The organism is Bradyrhizobium sp. HKCCYLS1011 (assembly GCF_051167795.1).
Lineage (GTDB): Bacteria > Pseudomonadota > Alphaproteobacteria > Rhizobiales > Xanthobacteraceae > Bradyrhizobium.
Window position 1 is genome coordinate 276005 of record NZ_JBNPTT010000005.1, and the last position, 18679, is coordinate 294683.

Annotated in this window: 18 protein-coding genes; 7 read left to right on the forward strand and 11 right to left on the reverse strand. The window is 62.1% G+C overall.

Annotation, left to right across the window (positions count from 1 at the left end; all coding sequences use genetic code 11):
- Positions 1 to 66: 66 nt before the first annotated feature.
- Positions 67 to 480, reverse strand: coding sequence for a DUF305 domain-containing protein (locus ACQR1W_RS18335; RefSeq protein WP_434852100.1), 414 nt, complete (start codon positions 478 to 480; stop codon positions 67 to 69).
- Between ACQR1W_RS18335 and ACQR1W_RS18340 the strand changes: the two genes are divergently transcribed.
- Together ACQR1W_RS18340 and ACQR1W_RS18345 are read left to right on the forward strand one after the other, a co-directional pair.
- The gene (locus ACQR1W_RS18340; RefSeq protein ID WP_434852504.1) at positions 362 to 625 is read left to right on the forward strand and encodes a hypothetical protein; all 264 of its coding nucleotides are present in this window, start codon (positions 362 to 364) and stop codon (positions 623 to 625) included. The genes ACQR1W_RS18335 and ACQR1W_RS18340 overlap by 119 nt on opposite strands.
- Positions 626 to 759: 134 nt before the next feature.
- Positions 760 to 1698, forward strand: coding sequence for an RNA polymerase factor sigma-32 (locus ACQR1W_RS18345; protein ID WP_434852101.1), 939 nt, complete (start codon positions 760 to 762; stop codon positions 1696 to 1698).
- Between the two features lie 56 nt (positions 1699 to 1754).
- On the opposite strand, the gene ACQR1W_RS18350 is transcribed toward ACQR1W_RS18345, so the two are convergent.
- The 10 genes from ACQR1W_RS18350 to ACQR1W_RS18395 all read right to left on the reverse strand — a co-directional run bounded on the left by ACQR1W_RS18350 (position 1755) and on the right by ACQR1W_RS18395 (position 12443).
- The gene (locus ACQR1W_RS18350; RefSeq protein ID WP_434852102.1) at positions 1755 to 3953 is read right to left on the reverse strand and encodes a molybdopterin cofactor-binding domain-containing protein; all 2199 of its coding nucleotides are present in this window, start codon (positions 3951 to 3953) and stop codon (positions 1755 to 1757) included.
- A 12-nt stretch (positions 3954 to 3965) separates the two neighbouring features.
- The gene (locus ACQR1W_RS18355; RefSeq protein ID WP_434852103.1) at positions 3966 to 4946 is read right to left on the reverse strand and encodes an FAD binding domain-containing protein; all 981 of its coding nucleotides are present in this window, start codon (positions 4944 to 4946) and stop codon (positions 3966 to 3968) included.
- Complete coding sequence (locus ACQR1W_RS18360) at positions 4943 to 5599, reverse strand: 2Fe-2S iron-sulfur cluster-binding protein (protein WP_434852104.1); 657 nt, start codon at positions 5597 to 5599, stop codon at positions 4943 to 4945. Before ACQR1W_RS18360 ends, ACQR1W_RS18355 begins: the two co-directional genes overlap by 4 nt.
- 13 nt (positions 5600 to 5612) lie before the next feature.
- Positions 5613 to 6017 (reverse strand): cupin domain-containing protein, encoded by a 405-nt coding sequence (locus ACQR1W_RS18365; RefSeq protein ID WP_434852105.1) that lies wholly within the window; start codon positions 6015 to 6017, stop codon positions 5613 to 5615.
- 202 nt (positions 6018 to 6219) lie between these two features.
- A complete protein-coding gene (locus tag ACQR1W_RS18370) occupies positions 6220 to 6492 on the reverse strand; it encodes a hypothetical protein (RefSeq protein WP_434852106.1) in 273 nt (90 codons plus the stop codon).
- 547 nt (positions 6493 to 7039) lie between these two features.
- The gene (locus ACQR1W_RS18375) at positions 7040 to 8002 is read right to left on the reverse strand and encodes a GlxA family transcriptional regulator (protein ID WP_434852107.1); all 963 of its coding nucleotides are present in this window, start codon (positions 8000 to 8002) and stop codon (positions 7040 to 7042) included.
- Positions 8003 to 8028: 26 nt separating this feature from the next.
- The gene (locus ACQR1W_RS18380) at positions 8029 to 8751 is read right to left on the reverse strand and encodes a response regulator transcription factor (RefSeq protein ID WP_434852108.1); all 723 of its coding nucleotides are present in this window, start codon (positions 8749 to 8751) and stop codon (positions 8029 to 8031) included.
- A 212-nt stretch (positions 8752 to 8963) separates the two neighbouring features.
- Positions 8964 to 10427 carry a catalase gene (locus tag ACQR1W_RS18385; protein ID WP_434852109.1) on the reverse strand — a complete coding sequence of 488 codons (1464 nt, stop codon included), beginning with the start codon at positions 10425 to 10427 and terminating at the stop codon, positions 8964 to 8966.
- Positions 10428 to 10767: 340 nt separating this feature from the next.
- A complete protein-coding gene (locus ACQR1W_RS18390) occupies positions 10768 to 11748 on the reverse strand; it encodes an agmatinase (RefSeq protein ID WP_434852110.1) in 981 nt (326 codons plus the stop codon).
- Positions 11749 to 11801: 53 nt separating this feature from the next.
- Complete coding sequence (locus ACQR1W_RS18395) at positions 11802 to 12443, reverse strand: glutathione S-transferase family protein (RefSeq protein ID WP_434852111.1); 642 nt, start codon at positions 12441 to 12443, stop codon at positions 11802 to 11804.
- A 201-nt stretch (positions 12444 to 12644) separates the two neighbouring features.
- Between ACQR1W_RS18395 and ACQR1W_RS18400 the strand changes: the two genes are divergently transcribed.
- The 5 genes from ACQR1W_RS18400 (at position 12645) to ACQR1W_RS18420 (ending at position 18476) form a co-directional block, all read left to right on the forward strand.
- On the forward strand, positions 12645 to 12842 hold the full coding sequence (locus ACQR1W_RS18400; protein ID WP_434852112.1) for a hypothetical protein: 198 nt from the start codon (positions 12645 to 12647) through the stop codon (positions 12840 to 12842).
- Between the two features lie 29 nt (positions 12843 to 12871).
- Entirely contained in the window at positions 12872 to 14368 is a 1497-nt protein-coding gene (locus ACQR1W_RS18405; RefSeq protein WP_434852113.1) for a cytochrome-c peroxidase, read from the forward strand.
- A gap of 576 nt (positions 14369 to 14944) precedes the next feature.
- A complete protein-coding gene (locus ACQR1W_RS18410; protein ID WP_434852114.1) occupies positions 14945 to 16417 on the forward strand; it encodes a catalase in 1473 nt (490 codons plus the stop codon).
- A gap of 111 nt (positions 16418 to 16528) precedes the next feature.
- Positions 16529 to 17263, forward strand: coding sequence for an MIP/aquaporin family protein (locus ACQR1W_RS18415; protein WP_434852115.1), 735 nt, complete (start codon positions 16529 to 16531; stop codon positions 17261 to 17263).
- 232 nt (positions 17264 to 17495) lie between these two features.
- On the forward strand, positions 17496 to 18476 hold the full coding sequence (locus tag ACQR1W_RS18420) for a helix-turn-helix domain-containing protein (RefSeq protein ID WP_434852116.1): 981 nt from the start codon (positions 17496 to 17498) through the stop codon (positions 18474 to 18476).
- Positions 18477 to 18679 lie beyond the last annotated feature (203 nt).

The following is an 18679-nucleotide window of genomic DNA, read 5'->3' on the forward strand; positions in this document are numbered from 1 at the left end:
GAGCGGCGGATCACCGCAATCGACGACCATCCGGGCGAGGATTCCCGCAACGTCCAGTGATATGGTTCATGGCGTGACCTTCTTGCCTTGAGCCAGCTGCTTGTCGTCATTGGCCTCTGAGGGAATCTTGCCCTGAGGACCACCGATTGCGCGATGCATGATCGATATTTCCTGGCCCTGCTGATTGACGATGCTCGCTGCCAGGCGGCGCAGCGTTTCGCTATGGCCATATTTGATCTCGGCTTCGGCCATATCGATCGCGCCTTGATGATGAGGAATCATCATCGCGACAAAGTCGCGGTCCACGTCGCCGGTCGGATTGACCATCATCCCTCGGCTCATCTTGCTCATGGCGAGCTCATTGTCGAACAAGAATTGGCGTTCGCCGGAATCGGCCGCGACCGCATGCGGCTGGTTCACAGGATTTGAACTTTGCGCAAGGGTGCTCGTCGTTGCGGCGACCGTCAGCGTCGTCGCCATCGAAATGACCCGTCTGCGAAAGAAAGCGCGCGACAAGAGTGCCATGGTCGACCTTCCGGAAAATGTTGGACTACGAGTGTTGCTTCATGCTTGCGGTGACAGCCGCCGTATTGACATGGGTGGTCTGGATCGCCGCAACAATTAAAAACAAAGTTAGGGTTTCGCGCGTGGGCCACCGACTAAACTCAAATTTCGCCTTCTCAAACCCAATTTAATGGCTCGAACGCAGCTCTCGGACCTAGAGTCAATCGCATTGTTCTCGAAACTTTGGAGCTGCAGATGCCCGTCAAGAGCGTGGCTGTTGCCGACAAGACCTTGGACGTAGCAGGTCGAGCTGGCGGCTACGCCAAGGACTACGCCTTGATCATCAAGCGATATGATCTTCTCGAGAGAGGACAGGAGCAGGAGCTGGCGCGACGCTGGCACGAGCGCCACGATCGGGTAGCGAGCGACGTGCTTGTGACCAGCCACCTGAGGCTCGCCGCACGCGTCGCTCGCCGCTACCAGGGCTACGGCCTTCCGCTGTCCGACCTGATCGCAGAGGCCAATCTCGGTCTGGTGATCGCGGCGTCGCGTTTCGAAGCAGGGCGCGAGGCCCGGTTTTCGACCTACGCAATCTGGTGGATCAAGGCTGCGATACATGACTACATCCTGCGCTCATGGTCGCTGGTCAAAATTGGCACGACCTCTGCGCAGAGGAAGCTATTCTTCGGTCTCAGGCGCGAGATGAGGAAGTTCGCCGGTACGACCAGCGGGCTGACGCCGGAGATCGTCGAGGCCGTTGCGCGAGAACTTGAAGTCAGCCCGCGCGACGTGATCGAGATGGACTGCCGCTTGACCGGCGACTTGTCGCTGAATACGCCAATCACGGACGACGGCCAGACCACCGAGTGGCAGGCGATGCTCGTCGACGGATCGCCCGACGCCGAAACGATCGTCGGGGATCACGACGAGCGCGCCCAGCGTTCTGAGGCACTCCACGCTGCGCTCGGTGTGCTGAGCGAACGGGAGCGGCGGGTGCTCGAGGTGCGGCGGCTCGCCGACGATCCACCGAGCCTCGAGGCGCTTGGACGTGAAATGTCGATTTCGAATGAGCGCGTCCGGCAGATCGAGGCCCGGGCCTTCGAGAAGGTCAAGCGTGCGGCCGCTGACCATCTGGCGCGGAAGGCCGCGGCACGGCTCACGGCACCACGGCTCACGCCCGCTTGCCCGGCATGACCTGACGCAAGCTGGACGCGACGGCTGCGCGCTGCCCGACGCCAGCTCACCCGGCCTCAGGCCCGCTGTGGCAGGCCCGATAGAATCTTGTCCATGGTGATGGGATAGTCGCGGATCCGAACGCCGCACGCATTGTAGATCGCGTTGGCGACCGCGGCGCCTGCACCGCAGATTCCCAATTCGCCAATGCCCTTGCTTTTGAGTGGGTTGGATTTGGCGTCGAGCTCCGGCAGGAACACAGCGTCGATTGCGGGAATATCGGCGTGTACGGGGACATGGTATTCGGCAAGGTCGCGATTGACGAAACAGCCGAAGCGCGGATCGAGTACCAGGTCCTCGTGCAGCGCGGCTCCCACGCCGAACACCATCCCGCCGATGGCCTGTGACCGTGCCGTCTTCGCGTTCAGCACCCGGCCGGCGGTGAAGACACCGAGCATGCGCCGCAGCCGCACCTCACCCGTATCTTCGTCGACGCCAACCTCGGCGAAGTGCGCGCCGTAGGACCGTTGCGAGAAGTCCTTGGCGGTCTTGCCGGGCCGGATTTCGCCGTCGGCTTCAATGCCCGCGCCGACCAGGTCGGTCAGCTTGACGGTGCTTTCGCCTGAAGCGATGCGGCCATCGGCAAAGCGAGCGGTCGCCGGGTCGATGTCGGCCAGTTGCGCCAGCTTCTCGCGCAGCAACTGGCAGGCCTCGAACAGCGCGGAGCCGGAGCTCGCCGCGCCGAACGATCCGCCGGAGCCTGCGGCTTCCGGAAACGACGTATCGCCCAGTTCGATCCGCACATGGTCGACGGGCAGGCCGAGCATCTCGGCCGCGATCTGGGTCAGGATGGTATAGGTACCTGTGCCGATGTCGGTCATGGCCATGCGTGCGGTCAAGGTGCCGTCCGCGTTCAGCCGTACCTTGGCTTTTGACAGGCGAAGCGGATTGCCGCGCGTTGCGGCTGCCATTCCGATCCCGACCAGCCAGCGGCCGTCGCGGACCTGGCCGGGCGTGACGTTGTGCTTGTCCCATCCGAATCTGCGCGCCCCCTCCTGCATGCAGGCGATCAGGTGACGGCTGGAGTAGGGGATGTGTCTTTCCGGGTCTTCGTTCGGCTCGTTTCGAACGCGCAACGCGATCGGGTCGATCGCGAGCTTCTCGGCCAGCTCGTCCATCGCGCATTCGAGAGCCAGCAGCCCGACTGCCTCGCCAGGCGCGCGCATCGACGATGCCACGGGTATGTCGAGTGGGGCCAGGCGATGCCGCGTCAGGCGGTTGTTACCGGCGTAAAGCGAGCGGGTCTGCAGTGCCGCAGCCTCATAGACCTGCTCGCTCGCCAGGTTGCCCGAGAGCACGTCATGTCCGATGGCGAGAATGCGGCCGTCATGGTCGGCGCCGATCCGGATGCGCTGGACGGTGTTTGATCTGTGGGTCGTGACGTGGAAGACCTGCTGGCGGGTCAGCGCCACTTTCACCGGACGCTTGAGCTGTCGCGCAGTGATTGCCGCAAGAATGGCATCGGCACTGACCCAGAGCTTGCCGCCAAATCCGCCCCCGATGAAGGGGCTGACCAGCCTGATGTTCTCGACCGGGATCTGCAAGGTGGCGGCGACAGCGCGCTGGCCCTGACTCAGCATCTGGTTTGCCGTGTGCAAGATCAGTCTGTCGCCGTCCCATGCCGCCAGCGTGGCATGCGGCTCCATCATGGCGTGGCTTTGCAACGGCGTCGTATAGGTGACGTCGGTCTGTACCGGGGCGTCGGCGAAGGCAGCGGCGAAATCGCCGACCGTGCTGTCGGGCGGCGCGCCGTCCTTCTGGTTTGGCACACGAGCCGAATCGAGATTGTCGCGGAGGGTATATGTCCCGTCCTGCCGATCGTATTCGATCGCGACCAGGTAGGCCGCGGCCCTGGCCTGCTCGAAGGTGTCGGCAACGACGAACGCCACCGGCTCGCCATAGTAGGAGACCTCCGGGCCGGTCAGCACGGGATGCGCCTCGCGATGATTGCCGGTACCTTGCGGTGGCGTGTTCCGGTAGGTGAGGACAAGCCTAACCCCCGGCGCCCGCTCGGCTGCTCGGGTGTCGATCGACTTGATCCTGCCCTTTCCGATCGAGGCCTCGACGACAAAGCCGTACAGCCCATCCTGCTGCATCTCGAAGGCGTAGCGCGCCCCGCCTGTGACCTTCAATCGGCCGTCGATGCGATCGAGCGGCCTGCCGACCACGGTCTCTGCATCAAGCGCATTGACTCCGACAGGAGCGTTCATGTCCATGAGTAAAGTTCCTCAGGTTCGGGTGATCTCTGCCAACACGGCACGGATCATCCGTCGCGTCAGCGGGATCTTAAAATCATTGCCACCATGGCCGCGCGCACCATCGAGGACAGCATCTGCGGCAGCCTCGGAGGTCTTCGTGCCGGCGGGGGCATTGGCCAGTCTTTCCTCTGCCGCTGCGACGCGCCATGGCTTGTGTGCGAGACCACCAAAGGCGAGACGAGCGGAGCGAATGCCACCGCGGCCGACGTCAACGATTGCTGCGACCGATACCAGCGCGAAGGCGTAGGAGGCGCGGTCGCGCACCTTGCGATAGACGTGTATGCCCGGCGGGGGAGGAGGCAGCGTCACGGCCGTGATGATCTCGCCGGGCCTGAGCGAGGTCTCGATCTCCGGCGTCTTGCCGGGAAGCCGATGGAAATCGGCGATGGGAATCACGCGCCTCTCGCCGTCCCGATCGGCAGTTTCCACCCTGGCGTCGAGCGTGCGCATGGCGACCGCCATATCGGAGGGATGGGTCGCGATGCAGGCATCGCTGGCGCCGAGCACGGCATGGATGCGGTTGAATCCGGCAAACGCCGCGCATCCAGACCCGGGATCGCGCTTGTTGCAGGGCTTGGTGACATCATAGAAGTAGTAGCACCGCGTTCGCTGCAGCAGGTTGCCGCCCGTGGTTGCCTTGTTGCGCAACTGCGCGCTGGCACCGGCGAGCAGAGCACGGCTCAGCACACCGTAGCGCTGCCGTACACGAAGATCCGCCGCCAGATCGCTGTTGCGGACCAATGCGCCGACGCGCAGCCCACCCTCGGACGTTTCCTCGATCTTGTCGAGCGGCAGGTGATTGATGTCGATCAGGGCGGACGGCGTCTCCACCTGCAGCTTCATCAGGTCGAGCAGGTTGGTGCCGCCGGCGATGATCCTGGCGCCTGGCTTGATCGCCGCTTCGGCCGCTTGTGCGGTCGATGCGGCGCGCTGATAGGTGAAGGCTTTCATGTCGATGTTCCCGAAGCTTGCTTGATCGCGGCGACGATGTTGGGATAGGCCGCACAGCGGCAGATGTTGCCGCTCATCCGCTCGCGGATTTCAGCGTCGGTGAGTTCGGTCGCCGGATGGGCGAGGTCGTCGGTCACATAGCTCGGCATGCCATTGCGGGCCTCGGCCAACATCCCGGCAGCGGAACAGATCTGGCCCGAGGTGCAGTATCCGCACTGAAAGCCGTCATGCGCGACGAACGCCGCCTGCAGGGGATGCATGGTCTCGCCATTGGCCAGTCCCTCGATGGTGGTGATGGATTGCCCGTCATGCATGACCGCAAGCGTGAGGCAGGCGTTGATGCGCCGTCCGTCGATCAACACGGTGCAGGCCCCGCACTGACCATGGTCGCAGCCCTTCTTCGATCCGGTGAGCGCCAGATGCTCACGCAACGCGTCAAGCAGCGTGGTGCGGGGATCGAGCGTCAGCGCGTGCGAGCGGCCGTTGACCGAGAGTTCGACCGTCGCGGACGGCAGGGACCCGACCGCGTCGGAGGGATCTCTGGCAAGCGCGGCACGTGGAAGCGCCGTCAGCAGCAGCGCCGTGGTTCCAGTCTCGATCACGGTGCGGCGGCTGACTTCCAGGGTGGGTGTCAATGATTGGTTGTGGTCCATGACGGCTCCCTGACTAGTTCCATGCATCATCTGGAAGATTGACGACGATCGGCGTCGCAGTGCTGCGCACGACAACCCAACGAAACGGTTGACGTTGCGAAGGATTGATCTCCATGTGCAGCAGGAAAGCCGGGACGTGGATAAAATCGCCGGCATGTGCCCGCGCGGCGCACTCGCCTCGTGCGCCCCACCGGATCTCGCAGAGGCCAGAAAGGACAAACGCGATCGTCTCCTGCTCCCCGTGATGATGGATTCCGGTCCGCGCGCCCGGCTCGACCTCGAACAGCCCGCCCCATATCGACGCGCCGATCCCCAGCGCCGGCGAAATCGCCGCGCGCCGTTCAGAGCCTGGCGTTTGCGCCGTACCGGTGTCGAATAGGGCCGGCTTCACAACGTGAACTGCGGGAGTTGTGCTCATGGCGTCCGATCATTGTTGAATGCGATAGCTAGCAACTAGGCCATCACACATCGGGCAACGACTAAATTGAGCTTTAGAAAGGTCACTTCGGATTGAACGCGACGACCGCAGTCGTTCAAGCTCTCGTTCGGCATGTTGCCAAGCGACGGCGGCGACACGCGTGTAGCGCTGCTACTCCGCTCGAGGCCAGCGCAGACCCTGTTCAACAGCCCCGGCAGATCGATCCGATCGCCTCGTCGACTTTGGTCTCTTCGCGGTCGATAGCAGGGCTGGTGCCAAGCGCTGGACCCTTCATGCGGGTGCTGATGCCAGACGAGGAGAGGGCTGTGCCCAGGGAGTTGGTGCCCGGTGTCGCGGCACTTGTGCCGAGCGCTCCGCCAGTGAAGGACATGTGAGATGAGGTCATGCCGCCGCGCGCGAAAGCAGCCTCCGTCGAAAGGCTAAGCACGACGCAAAGAACGGAGAAGATTTTCATCGCTTGGCTCCTCCACAAATTGTTGAGTTCGCGACCGTCATGCAAGAACTCCCGGTCGCGCCCTCGTATCTGCACGATCAAAATTATCGGAGCAGCGCCTGCGCACAGCCCCCGCATCGACAGCAATTGAGGGAGCGCCCGGTCAATCGATCCATCTTGCCGGACCGCGGTCAATCGTTCGACTTGGGTCCACCGTGATAGCGATAGCCGTCAGGCTTGATTGTCGACGAGGGCGTTGTCTGGTCGAATGCAAAAGATGCCTGCAGGGACTCTTGGGCAGAGGCCACTTTCTGCGCCGTCGGTTTGGGTGATACATTGGAGTATGCAAAGACACTGCTCGACATGGCAGCAAGCGCAAGCATCGATGTGGCGAGAATAGGCTGTCTGATCATCGCGTAGTCTCTTTTGCTGTTTGTGTTCCGCACTGGTGAGGTGCGCAGAACAGCTCAGCTGCACGAGCCCGCCTCAAGTGTTCGTGCACGAAAGTGATCTCCTGTAACCTTCGATGACAGGCGATCGCGCGCACAGCTCTGGCAAGAGGTTCCGGTCACCCGCGAAAGCGCTCCCGATACTCGCTGGGGCCGGTGCCGATCCGCCTGAGAAAGGCGCGTCGCATCGTGTCGGGATTGGCGAAGCCGCAGCTTGAGGCGACGCGCTGCAGCGGCTTGTCTGAGTCCTCAAGCAGCCGTCGCGCCGAATCGACGCGTGCCATCTCGACAAAGTCGGCCGGTGTAATCCCTGTCTCCTGCTGAAACACGCGGGTAAAATTGCGTACGCTCATCGCCGCCCGTGCAGCAAGGGTGTTCACGGTCAACTCGAGCGACAGGTGATCGAGGATCCAGTGCTGCACCGATTGAATACGCCCCTCCGAAGCCAGCTGTGCCGCGAGGTGGGCACTGAATTGCGACTGGCCGCCAGGCCGCTTGAGGAAGACGACGAGTCGGCGTGCCACCGCGAGCGAGATGTCGCGGCCGTGGTCGTCTTCGATCAGCTTCAGCGCGAGATCGATGCCGGCCGTCACGCCGGCCGACGTCCACAGGGTGCCATCCTGCACGAAGATTTGGTCGGGCACGATCCTGGCCGCCGGAAACCGTTCGGCAAGCTCGGTCGCATGCTGCCAGTGCGTCGTGGCGTTGAAGCCGTCGAGCAGACCTGCGGCGCCGAGAAAGAAGGCGCCGGTGCAGACCGAGCCGTGACGCCGGCAGCGCGGCGCCTGCCGGCGCAACCAGGCGAGCAGATCAGTGGCGCCATAGGCTTGGCCGTAGTCCGGTGTGCCCGCGACCAGCAGCGTATCGATTGGCTGCACGTCCTCCAGGATCGAGTTATCCGCAACCAGCGACATCACGCCGGCCTTTACGGTCAGCTCACTGCCGGTCGAGAGCAGCCGCACATCGTAATTGCACTTGGCGGGAGCCTGCCGGTTGGCTTCCAGAAACGCATCGAGCGGGCCGCAGATGTCAAGCGATTGGGCATTCGGCGGAACGACAATGGCGACAGGCGTGCGATCCATTTCGTTCTCCCTGCGGCTTACTGAATCTAGCGGCGGTGCGAGAGCCCTCGCATCGCTAGCACGTCCGGCCTGCTTGCAGTCTCGCGGAGGATAAAGCCCGCGCCGCGGATGTTGTAGATCATGGGCGTCTCGCCAGGGCCGTCGACCTTGTGGCGCAGGCGGCCCATATGGACGTCGACGAGATTGGTCGCGGGGACGAAACTGTAGTTCCACACGTTCTTGAGCAGCATCTCCCGGGTCAGCAGCTGTTCTGGCCGCCGCATCATGTATTCGAGCAGACGAAACTCACGTGGCAGCAGCGTGACCTCGCGGTCGCTGCGTTTCGCGGTCCGTTCGATCAGATCGAGCTCGAGTGCGCCGACCTGCAAGATTGTCTGGCGCATATCGGCGCCACGACGCAGCAGGGCCTCGATCCTGGCGACGAGCTCGATCAGCGCGAAGGGTTTGGTGAGATAATCATCGCCGCCTGATCGCAGTCCATGGACGCGATCCTCAACGCCGCCGAGCCCGCTCAGCACCAGGACGGGCGTCTGCAATTGATCCCTACGCAAGGATTCGATGACCCCAAGCCCGTCCACTCCGGGCAGCAGACGGTCGACGATCATTGCATCGGGCCGGAGAGAACGCGCTTTGTCCAGACCTTCGAGCCCATTCGACGCCCAGTCCACCACAAAACCGTGATCGCCGAGCCCTGCCGCGATCTGCTCGGCCAGTTCGCTGTCGTCCTCGATCAGAAGTACCTTCTTCATAGCGTGCTCTCGCTTGCAGGACGGTGTCCGCCGCGGTCAGGATAGGCCATTGTGAAACCGCATGCTGTTGCGTTGCGCCGAAAATAGGAGACTCCGCCCATCAGGCCCAATCGATTTCGATGAACGGGTTGATAAGGAGATCTGATCGTGAGGCGGGCCTCACGATCCCGGGCGGTATTGAAGGCGAGCCTAAGCTCGCCTTCGCGCCGGCATCAGAGCTTGCCGGACGCCAATCGTGCGAGCGCATCTTGGACACCCTTGCCGTAGGCAGGATCAGCCTTGGCGCAGTTCGCGATATGCCGTTCCTGGATCGGCCGTGAGGCCTGTCCCACCTGTCGCGCGGTGTTGTCGAACAACACCTGCTTCTGGGCGGCGCTCATCTTGCGGAACAGATTGCCGGGCTGCTGCCAGTGATCTTCGTCCAAGCGATGATCCCAATGCGCGGCGCCGCCCGTGATCTCGACTGCCGGCTCGTTGAGCTGCGGCTGATCGGTCCACTCGCCGACGCTGTTCGGCCAATAGGTGATGCTGCCGCCGAGATTGCCATCGGTGCGCATGGCGCCGTCCCGGTGATAGCTGTGGAACGGACATTTGGGTGCGTTGACCGGGATCTGGTGATGGTTCACCCCGAGGCGGTAGCGCTGCGCGTCGCCGTAGGAGAACAGCCGCGCCTGCAGCATCTTGTCGGGCGAATAACTGATACCCGGCACGATATTGGCCGGCGAGAAGGCGGCCTGTTCGACTTCGGCGAACACATTGCCGGGGTTGCGATTGAGCTCGAAGAAGCCGACCTCGATCAGCGGATAGTCGGCTTTCGGCCACACCTTGGTCAGATCGAACGGGTTGAACGGAAAGCGCTTCGCCTGCGCATCCGTCATCACCTGGATGTACAGCGTCCAGCGCGGGAAATCGCGCCGCTCGATGCTGGTGAAGAGGTCGCGCTGGTGGCTCTCGCGGTCCTTGCCGATCAGAGCCTCGGCCTCGGCATCGCTCAGGTTCTGGATGCCCTGTTGGGTGCGGAAGTGAAACTTGACCCAGGTCCGCTCGTTGTTGGCGTTGAGCAGGCTGTAGGCGTGGCTACCGAAGCCGTGCATGTGACGGAAGCTCTTCGGGATGCCGCGCTCGCTCATGATTATGGTGACTTGATGCAACGCCTCCGGTAACAGCGTCCAGAAATCCCAATTCATGTCGGGATTGCGCATGCCGGTATAGGGATCGCGCTTGATGGCGTGGTTCAGGTCCGGGAAGCGCAGCGGATCGCGGAAGAAGAATACCGGCGTGTTGTTGCCGACCACGTCCCAATTGCCCTCGTCTGTGTAGAATTTGAGCGCGAAGCCGCGGATATCGCGTTCGGCATCGGCCGCGCCACGCTCGCCGGCCACCGTCGAGAACCGTGCAAACATCGGCGTTTGCTTGCCGATCTCGGAGAAGATCGTAGCCTTGGTGTAGCGGGTGATGTCGTGGGTGACGGTGAAGGTGCCATGCGCGCCCGACCCCTTTGCGTGCATGCGCCGTTCCGGGATCACCTCGCGGGCGAAGTGGGCGAGCTTCTCGATCAGCCAAACGTCCTGTAGCAGCGCCGGACCGCGCGGGCCCGCCGTCTGGATGTTCACATTGTCTGTTACAGGCGTGCCCGACGCATGGGTCAGGAACGGCTTCTTTGTCGCATCGTTCATTGCAGTTCTCCTTTCATCAATTTTGAGCGCAGCCCGTCGTTGACGCTGCCGGGGATGGCAGCGCCTTGCGACCGTTTCTCCGTTGCACTCGATTAGTGGCGCGTCTTAGTCAGCGCATTCTCGATTGCTGTGCGCTCCTGTCGCGGACCGGCCCGACGGTGACGGACCCGCGGCGTGGTGCGGAAGCCTCACGGGTTACGTAAGGAATCTCTGGCGCAAGATCCAATCGATTTGGTTGGATGAGCCGATAAGGATATCTGATCCTCTCACCGGATCGCACGCGAGGACGGTGGGCCAAATGTCGTTCATTGCGACTTTCCTTTCATCCATTTTACGGTGATCAGCGCCGTCGCTTCGCGCGCTCGTGGAAGATCGACCCGATGAAGTCGAGGCTGGTTCGCGCCGTGAGCAGCGAGGTGATCCCGGAGGGATCATAGGGCGGCGATACTTCGACAAAATCGACGCCGACCACCTCGAAACGCCTGGCGATTTCGCGCAGCAGGTCCTTGGCCTCATAATAAGTAAAGCCGCCATGACTGATGGTCGCGGTGCCTGGCGCGATCGAAGGATCGAAGCTGTCGATATCGATCGAGACGTAGACACGCTCACAATCCGGGATATGGGCGAGTGCCGCAGCCGCGCCGATGGATCGAAACTTCCGCAAGGGAACCACGTGCGTGCCATAGGCTTTTGCGGCTTCGTAATCCTTCCTGCCGACCGAGGCCATGTTGTGCGGGCCGAGTGTTGTGATTCCCTTGACGTGGGCCATCTCAGAGGCGCGCCGCATCGGGCTGCCGTGGCCCCAACTGACGCCGTTGCGCTCGTCGATGAAATCGAAATGCGCGTCGAGATGCACGATGTGGATCGGCTTCTCTCCCGAATAGGCTGCAATTGTCGCCATGGTGATGGCATGATCGCCGCCGAGGACGTACGGCATGGTGCCGGCATCGAGCAGCGCCCGTACCGCGAACTCAGCGTTGGCGAGACTGCGTTTGGTGTCGGCATAGATGACGTCGCTGTCGCCGGCGTCCACGATCCTGACCTCGTCCGCGGTCAGGTACGTCACCTCGTCTTCGAAATCGAACACGCCCTCGGGGCCGAAGCCGTGGAACATCGACATCTCCCGGATGGCGCGCGGCCCGAAGCGGGTGCCGACGCGGTAGCTTGAGGCAGTATCGATCGGTACGCCGAGCACGGCGACATCAGCGCCGTCGAGCCTGTCCCAATCGGTGCAGGCAGGTTGGCTCGCGAAGGTTACGAGGCCCACGAAAGGCAGGTCCATCCGCTCCCGCATATTCCGACTCATTGTCTCGATCGTCATGGCAGTCTCCTCGTGGCTTCCGCGCCGGCAAGGCAGTTGCCGCCGGCTACCGTTCAGCAAATTTCGTCAGGGACACCCTCGTGCGCATAGGCTCGGCGCACGGAGGGCAGCGCGGTCACCATGTCGAGCAGTCGCGCAACGTAGGTGCGGGCGCGTGGCGGATTCGTCATTGGGCGAGCCCAGCGAGCGAGCATGACGAGATAGAAGTCGGCAGCGCTCAGCGTGTCGCCCAGGAACAGCGGGCCGTTGTCTTTCAGGTGCCGGTCGATCACGTCGAGATAGGCCCCGGCGCGCTTCTCGGCGCCGCGCTTGACGATCTCGGTGGCAGCCTCGTCGTCGCCTGTCAGCCGATCCGGATACTGCCAGATCATGAGCTCCTCTTGCAGCGAGTTGGTCAGGAAGGTCATCCATTGATAGAATTTCGCGCGCTCCGGCGTCCCAATCTTCGGCGCCAAGCCAGCGTCGGGGTGCTGGTCCACGAGATGGAAGACGATTGCAGCGGCCTCGAACAGCACGAGCCCGCGGTCGACCAGGGTCGGAATGCGACCGTTCGGATTGATCTTGAGATAGTGGGCGGATTTCTGCGCGTTCTTGGCGCGATCGACCAGCACGAGGTCGTAAGTCAGGCCCAATTCTTCCAGCACCATGTGAGGCGCCGCGCTGGCATTGCTCGGAAAATAATGGAGCTGATACATCGCGTTCCTCTCGGAGTTCGTGTTTCGACGAACGGAGAATTAGAAGCGCTGCGACGGTGCGGCAACTGGCGAAGTCCGTCGATTCCGGCCAAAGGTCCGTCGATCCAGGCCAACCGCTGATCCCGACCTCCCGACGTTGTGAAGCGATTGCACGGGCAACGTGCCTACATCCATGTCAAAATAAATATCGCGGAGCGGGTTATGCTCAGTAGTAGATATCTCGATACGGCGCGGACACTGCTCCGCGTGGCGCGGGATACGACCAACCAGACCGTGGCCGAGCGGCTCAAGGCGATTGCGGACGACTACCGGCATAGGGCCGAGAGAGCCGAGCAGGTTGAGAACGCATTGGCTCAGCCGAGTGCCCGGGGCGAACGAACAGCGGTGAGGCCGAAGTAGACGCGCCGCCGAACATGGGGCTGCAAGAGATGAAATTGGCGAATCCAGGGCTTGTCGGCGTGTCGTTGTCGTTGCTTGTCGGCTCCGTGGTCGCCGGGTTCTCGGCGATTGCCGTGCTGTCGGCGCGCGAGAACGACTCGCCCTTGTCACCAACCGCGCTAGGCGAGATTGCCCGCGTGGAGGCCGAGATCGATCGGATCGAGGCCGAAAGCATGAAGCGACTTGCGACGCTGCCGGACAACCAGGTGCAGCGGATCGAGCTACTCGGCAAGCTGTTGCTGTTTGACAAGGACCTGTCGGTGAACCGCAACGAGGCGTGTGCCTTTTGCCATATGCCGGAGAGCGGATTCACCGGCCCGATCTCTGAAATCAACAAGACCACCGGTGCCTATCCCGGATCGGTGCGCACGCGGTTCAGCGAACGCACGCCGCAGACCCATGCTTATGCGCCGCTCGCTCCCGTGCTTCACTACAATGAGGGGCAAGGGGATCTGGTCGGCGGTAATTTCTGGGACATGCGGGCCACCGGACGCCGGCTTGGCAATCCTGCGGCCGAACAGGCCGAGGGACCACCAGTCGATCCAACCGAGATGGCCTTGCCGGATATTGCCTGTGCGGTGTATCGCGCGACACAGCGGCCCTACCGCGCGTTGTTCGAAAGCGTGTGGGGTGCGCAAGCCTTTGCAATCGATTGGCCGGCCGGCACTGAGAACGTGTGCAACCAGCCCGGGCCGCCGCGGGCCGACGACCCGGCGCCGGTTCACCTCAGCGCGGCCGACCGGGGCCGCGCGGCCGCCACCTTCGACCAGATGGCGCAGTCGATCGCCGGCTATGAAGCCTCGCATGAGGTGACAGCTTTCTCCTCGAAATACGACGTGGTGCTGGCCGGCAAGGCGCAGTTCACCCCGCAGGAGCAGCAAGGCTATGCGCTGTTTCGCGGCAGGGCGAAGTGCAACGACTGCCATCGCGATGGCGGCCCCGGCGAAGATCCGCTCTTTACCGATTTCACCGCCAGCAATATCGGAACGCCCGCCAATCCCGATCTGCCCTACTATGCCGAAGACGAACCAGACGCGCACGGCTACGTCGCCAACAAAGGCGGCGCGTCCTTTGTGGACATGGGCGTCGGCGGCTTCCTCGCCAACGGGCATCCGCTCAGCCAGCCGTCCGCCCTGGATGCGCGCTGGCAACCGCTGGCGCCGCCAAGTCGCGGCCGTTTCCAGGTGCCGACGTTACGCAATGTCGACAAGCGGCCGAGCCCCGATTTTGTGAAATCATACGGTCACAACGGCTATTTCAAGAGCCTCAAGGAGATCGTGCACTTCTACAACACCCGCGATGTGCTGCCGCACTGCACGCCACACGATCCGCGCGAGGGGACAGGCTGCTGGCCGGCGCCGGAAACGAGCGAGAACATGAACACGAGCAAAGTTGGAAATTTGGGTTTGTCGGACCAGGAGGAAGATGCCCTGGTTGCCTTCCTGCAGACACTAACGGATGGATTCTCGCCAACGCAACATCGATAGTGGATAGGGCGCATCAGCGCGCCTGGTTACCTCTATCAGTCGAAGATAGGTGCGATCCGGCTCGCGGTGAAATTTCGACGGTGCTCTGGCGTCTAGGTTTGGTCTCGCTGCCGCTCGGTCAATGATGGCAGCACGGTGACATGGCGGTCGCCGCACAACCGCCCACGACTGCGCAGGGTCGCCATGACGGCCGCTGGTCTTCACACGTCGCTGGGCTGAGGATCTCGTAGCTCCGTCATTCTGTCCAATGCCAGTCGTGGGGCGACTTTGTCGAAGTCTTTTCTGACATGGATCATCGGTGGCAATTTTGCCGAGCAAGGCCTGAGCGTGCTCACCGTAGGGGGACGAACCTTAGTCTAGCCGGAAAAACTCAGGAAGCGTCGCTTTCCGCAATTTGCAGCAAAGCGGCCCAACTCGCGCAATCGATCCAAAGTTATTGCGAAGTGAATGCATACAATTCCGACAGCGTCCGGTTTTTTTGAACGGATTGCCCGGCGCATGCGGCGGCACGAATCGAAAACCGCCTTGGGCGGCCGTCGTGGTGCTCGATTAACACTCGTACACAGGGATGACTTCATGTCCAAACGTCCTACACTCACCACGGACAGCGGCGCGCCGGTCGCCGATAACCAGAATTCGCTGACCGCCGGGCCATTCGGTCCGGTCCTGATGCAGGACTTCCACCTTTTGGAGAAACTCGCGCACCAGAATCGCGAGCGAATCCCCGAGCGCACCGTGCATGCCAAAGGATCTGCCGCCTACGGCGCACTCACCGTGACCAATGACGTGACGAAATACACTCGCGCGGCGGCCTTGTCCAAGATCGGCAAGAAAACGGAAGCGTTCCTGCGCTTCTCCACGGTTGCCGGCGAGCGCGGTGCGGCGGATGCCGAGCGGGATGTGCGCGGCTTTGCGCTGCGCTTCTACACAGAGGAAGGCAATTGGGACATCGTCGGTAACAACACGCCCGTGTTCTTCGTTCGCGATCCCTTGAAGTTTCCGGACTTCATTCATACGCAGAAGCGCCATCCGCGCACCAATTTGCGCTCGCCGACTGCGATGTGGGACTTTTGGTCGTTGTCGCCGGAGAGCCTGCACCAGGTCACCATCCTGATGTCTGACCGAGGCCTTCCGCAGAGCTTCCGGAATGTCGATGGTTTCGGCTCGCATACCTATTCCTTCATCAATGCGCAGGGCGAGCGGCACTGGGTGAAGTTCCACTTCAAGACAATGCAGGCCATCAAGAACTGGACCAACGCGGAAGCCGCCGAAAGAATCGCCCAGGACCGCGAAACGCATCAGCGCGATCTCTATGACGCGATCGAGCGCCGTGAATTTCCAAAGTGGAAGTTCTTGATCCAGGTCATGCCGGAAAGCGATGTCGGCAGGCACTGGTACAATCCGTTCGACCTGACCAAGGTCTGGCCTCACGAGGACTATCCCCTGATCGAGGTCGGAATTCTCGAATTGAACCGGAATCCCGAGAACTATTTTGCGGAGGTCGAGCAGGCTGCGCTGACGCCGGCCAATGTCGTGCCGGGTGTCGGCCACTCGCCCGACAAGATGCTGCAGGCGCGCATCTTCTCCTACGCCGACGCGCATCGCTACCGTGTGGGTGTCAATGCCGAGCAGCTTTCGGTCAACAAGCCGCGCTGCCCGGTGAACACCTATCATGCCGACGGCGCGATGCGGCTTGCGGGCAACGCCAACCCTGACGCCTATTATGAGCCGAACTCGTTCGGTGGACCGGCGCAGGACCCTGATGTCAAGGAGCCGTCCCTGAAGATCAACGGCAATGCGGACCGCTACAACCATCGCGACAGCAACGACGATTACCGCCAGGCCGGCGATCTATTCCGCCTGATGTCGCCCGCGCAAAAGGAGCAACTGTTCGAGAACATCAAGGCGGCGATGGATGGCGTGCCTATGGAGATCGTCAAACGGCAGGTGGCGCATTTCTACCGCGCCGATCCCGCGTACGGCATCGGGGTCGCGACCCGCATGGGTATGTCGGCGAAGGATCTGCCTCCGGCGCAGGCTGCCGAGTAGGCAGGCTTCGATAGCCGGTGGGTGGTCTCGCCTTCCACCGGGTGTCTCCCAATCAGCGTCCACTGGCGCGACCGCGAGCGCCAAACCATCAATCTCATTTTGGAGAGAACGATGTCCAACCCGATCAACGCAAAGCTCTTGGCTGAGTTTATCGGCACGTTTGCATTCGTGTTCATCGGCGCCGGCACCGCAGCAGTGATTGGCGATAGTGTCGGTCTGCCAGGTATCGCAGCGATTGCCCTGGCCCATGGCTTCGCCATCATGGCCTTCGCCTTTGCATACGGCCCGGTGTCAGGTGCGCATATGAACCCGGCCGTTACTGTGGGCGTGCTCACCACTGGCGCAATGGAACCAATCGACGCGATTGGCTATGTCGTGAGCCAGCTCGCTGGAGGTATCGTTGGTGCGCTCGTGTTGCGCATCTTGCTCGGCGGCGTCGCCACCGGCCTCGGCACGCCAGCGCTCGCGCACAACCTCACTCTCCATGGCATGCCCCTCACGATTACGCCCGTTGCCGGCTTCACTATCGAGGCTGTGCTCGCGTTCTTCCTGGTTACGGTTGTACTCAGCACAGCCGTCGCAGGTCGCGCCGGCAATCTCGCGCCGCTTGCGATCGGAATGACGCTGACGTTCAACATTCTCATGGGCGGCGCTCTTACCGGTGCAGCGTTTAACCCGGCGCGGGCGCTTGGCCCGATGGTTGCGACCGGCAAGTTCGACGATGCGTGGCTGTACATGGCAGCCCCAATCGTCGGCGCCATCATCGCGGCCATCCTTCACACGGGCTTTGGTTGGCTGGCCGAGGGTGCACGGCGGGGCAGGGCCGCTCAAATGGCTGCCAAATGAGTCTCATTCGCCTATTAGCGTCGCGCGGTGAGCGGGTCCAGGCGGCGGCAGTCAACATTCCGCAATCTCGAGAAATGAACTTCAACTCAGTGAGAGTTGCTAGAGCATCTTCTTGTCGCTGTCGCGGACCGGCATATGTCGGGAGGCTGCGGCGCGGTCAAGGTCGCCGGCTCGAAAGGAGGAATGTCCGAGGCGTGGAGCGCCCATCGTAAACAGCGCACGGGATCGAACAATGGCCAGTTCCGTCGAAACGACCTTGAAGCAATCTCCTCGTCTTTTGCCTGCTTCTGCATCTCCGATTGGCGAATATCGTCGAGGGGGACACTCGCGCCGAAGTCTCGAAACCACATCGATCGTGGACATCTCGCCGCCGGAGATCGTGGAGCGTAGGTCTTCCGCTTGGTCGGGCATAGCTGTGGAAACCGTCGAGATCACGCGGCATGAGCCGTTCGAATATCGATTCCAAGCGGCCTGCCATCTGCTTATTGCGGCGGAGCTTGCCGAGCGCGACGACGGTGAGACTGTTCTTGAGGGGCTACCCCGGTCGACTTTGCGGGATTTTACGCGCAAGCTGACCTTTGTTCCCGCCGGTCACGTTTTTCGCGGATCGCAGAAGCCGCGTGTGCTTTCGCGGACCATGTATTTTTACCTTGATCCGACCGGACCGCTTGCCGACCCCGCACTGCGCTTTAGCGAGATCGAATTCAAGCCGCGTCTGTTCTTTTATGATCGCGACCTCTGGGAAATCGCTTTGAAGCTCAAGTCACCGGTCGAAAATCCGGGATCGATGCATCGGCAATATGTCGAAGCGCTTGGAATTTTATTGACGCACGAGATCATCCGCATGAACAGCGATTCCCGACGTTGCGGGCAAGCCGCTCGAGGCGGCTTGGCGACCTGGCAGCAAAGGCGCGTGGCCGACTACATCGAGGAGCATATGGGTGACGACATCCCGCTAGCGACCTTGTCAGAACTGGCGCGGCTTAGCCCGTATCACTTCTGCCGGTCGTTCAAGCGGTCTTTCGGTATGCCACCTCACAAATACCACGCCGTGCGTCGGATCGAACGAGCGAAGCAGCTGTTGAGCAATCGCGAACTGTCCGTCACGGCGATTGCGCTCAAGGTCGGCTTTGGCGAGACGAGTACCTTTACTGCGGCTTTTCACCGGTTCACCGGCGTGTCCCCGAGCCGTTATCGCTCTAATCTCGATTGATGCAGTGCGTCCTTACGCAGTTTGCTTACGCAATAGTTGGAGCAGGTTGAGAGGGAGCCGGATCGGGCAGGAGTGTCGAAATCCGATCCGCTGCCAATCGACACCGCCACTTTGATCGCCCGTCCTCCATACCGACATCGATGAGCAGCGAGTGACCCCTCGCAGACACATTGCGCTGTCCTGGGCGAATTCGGAGGAGAATC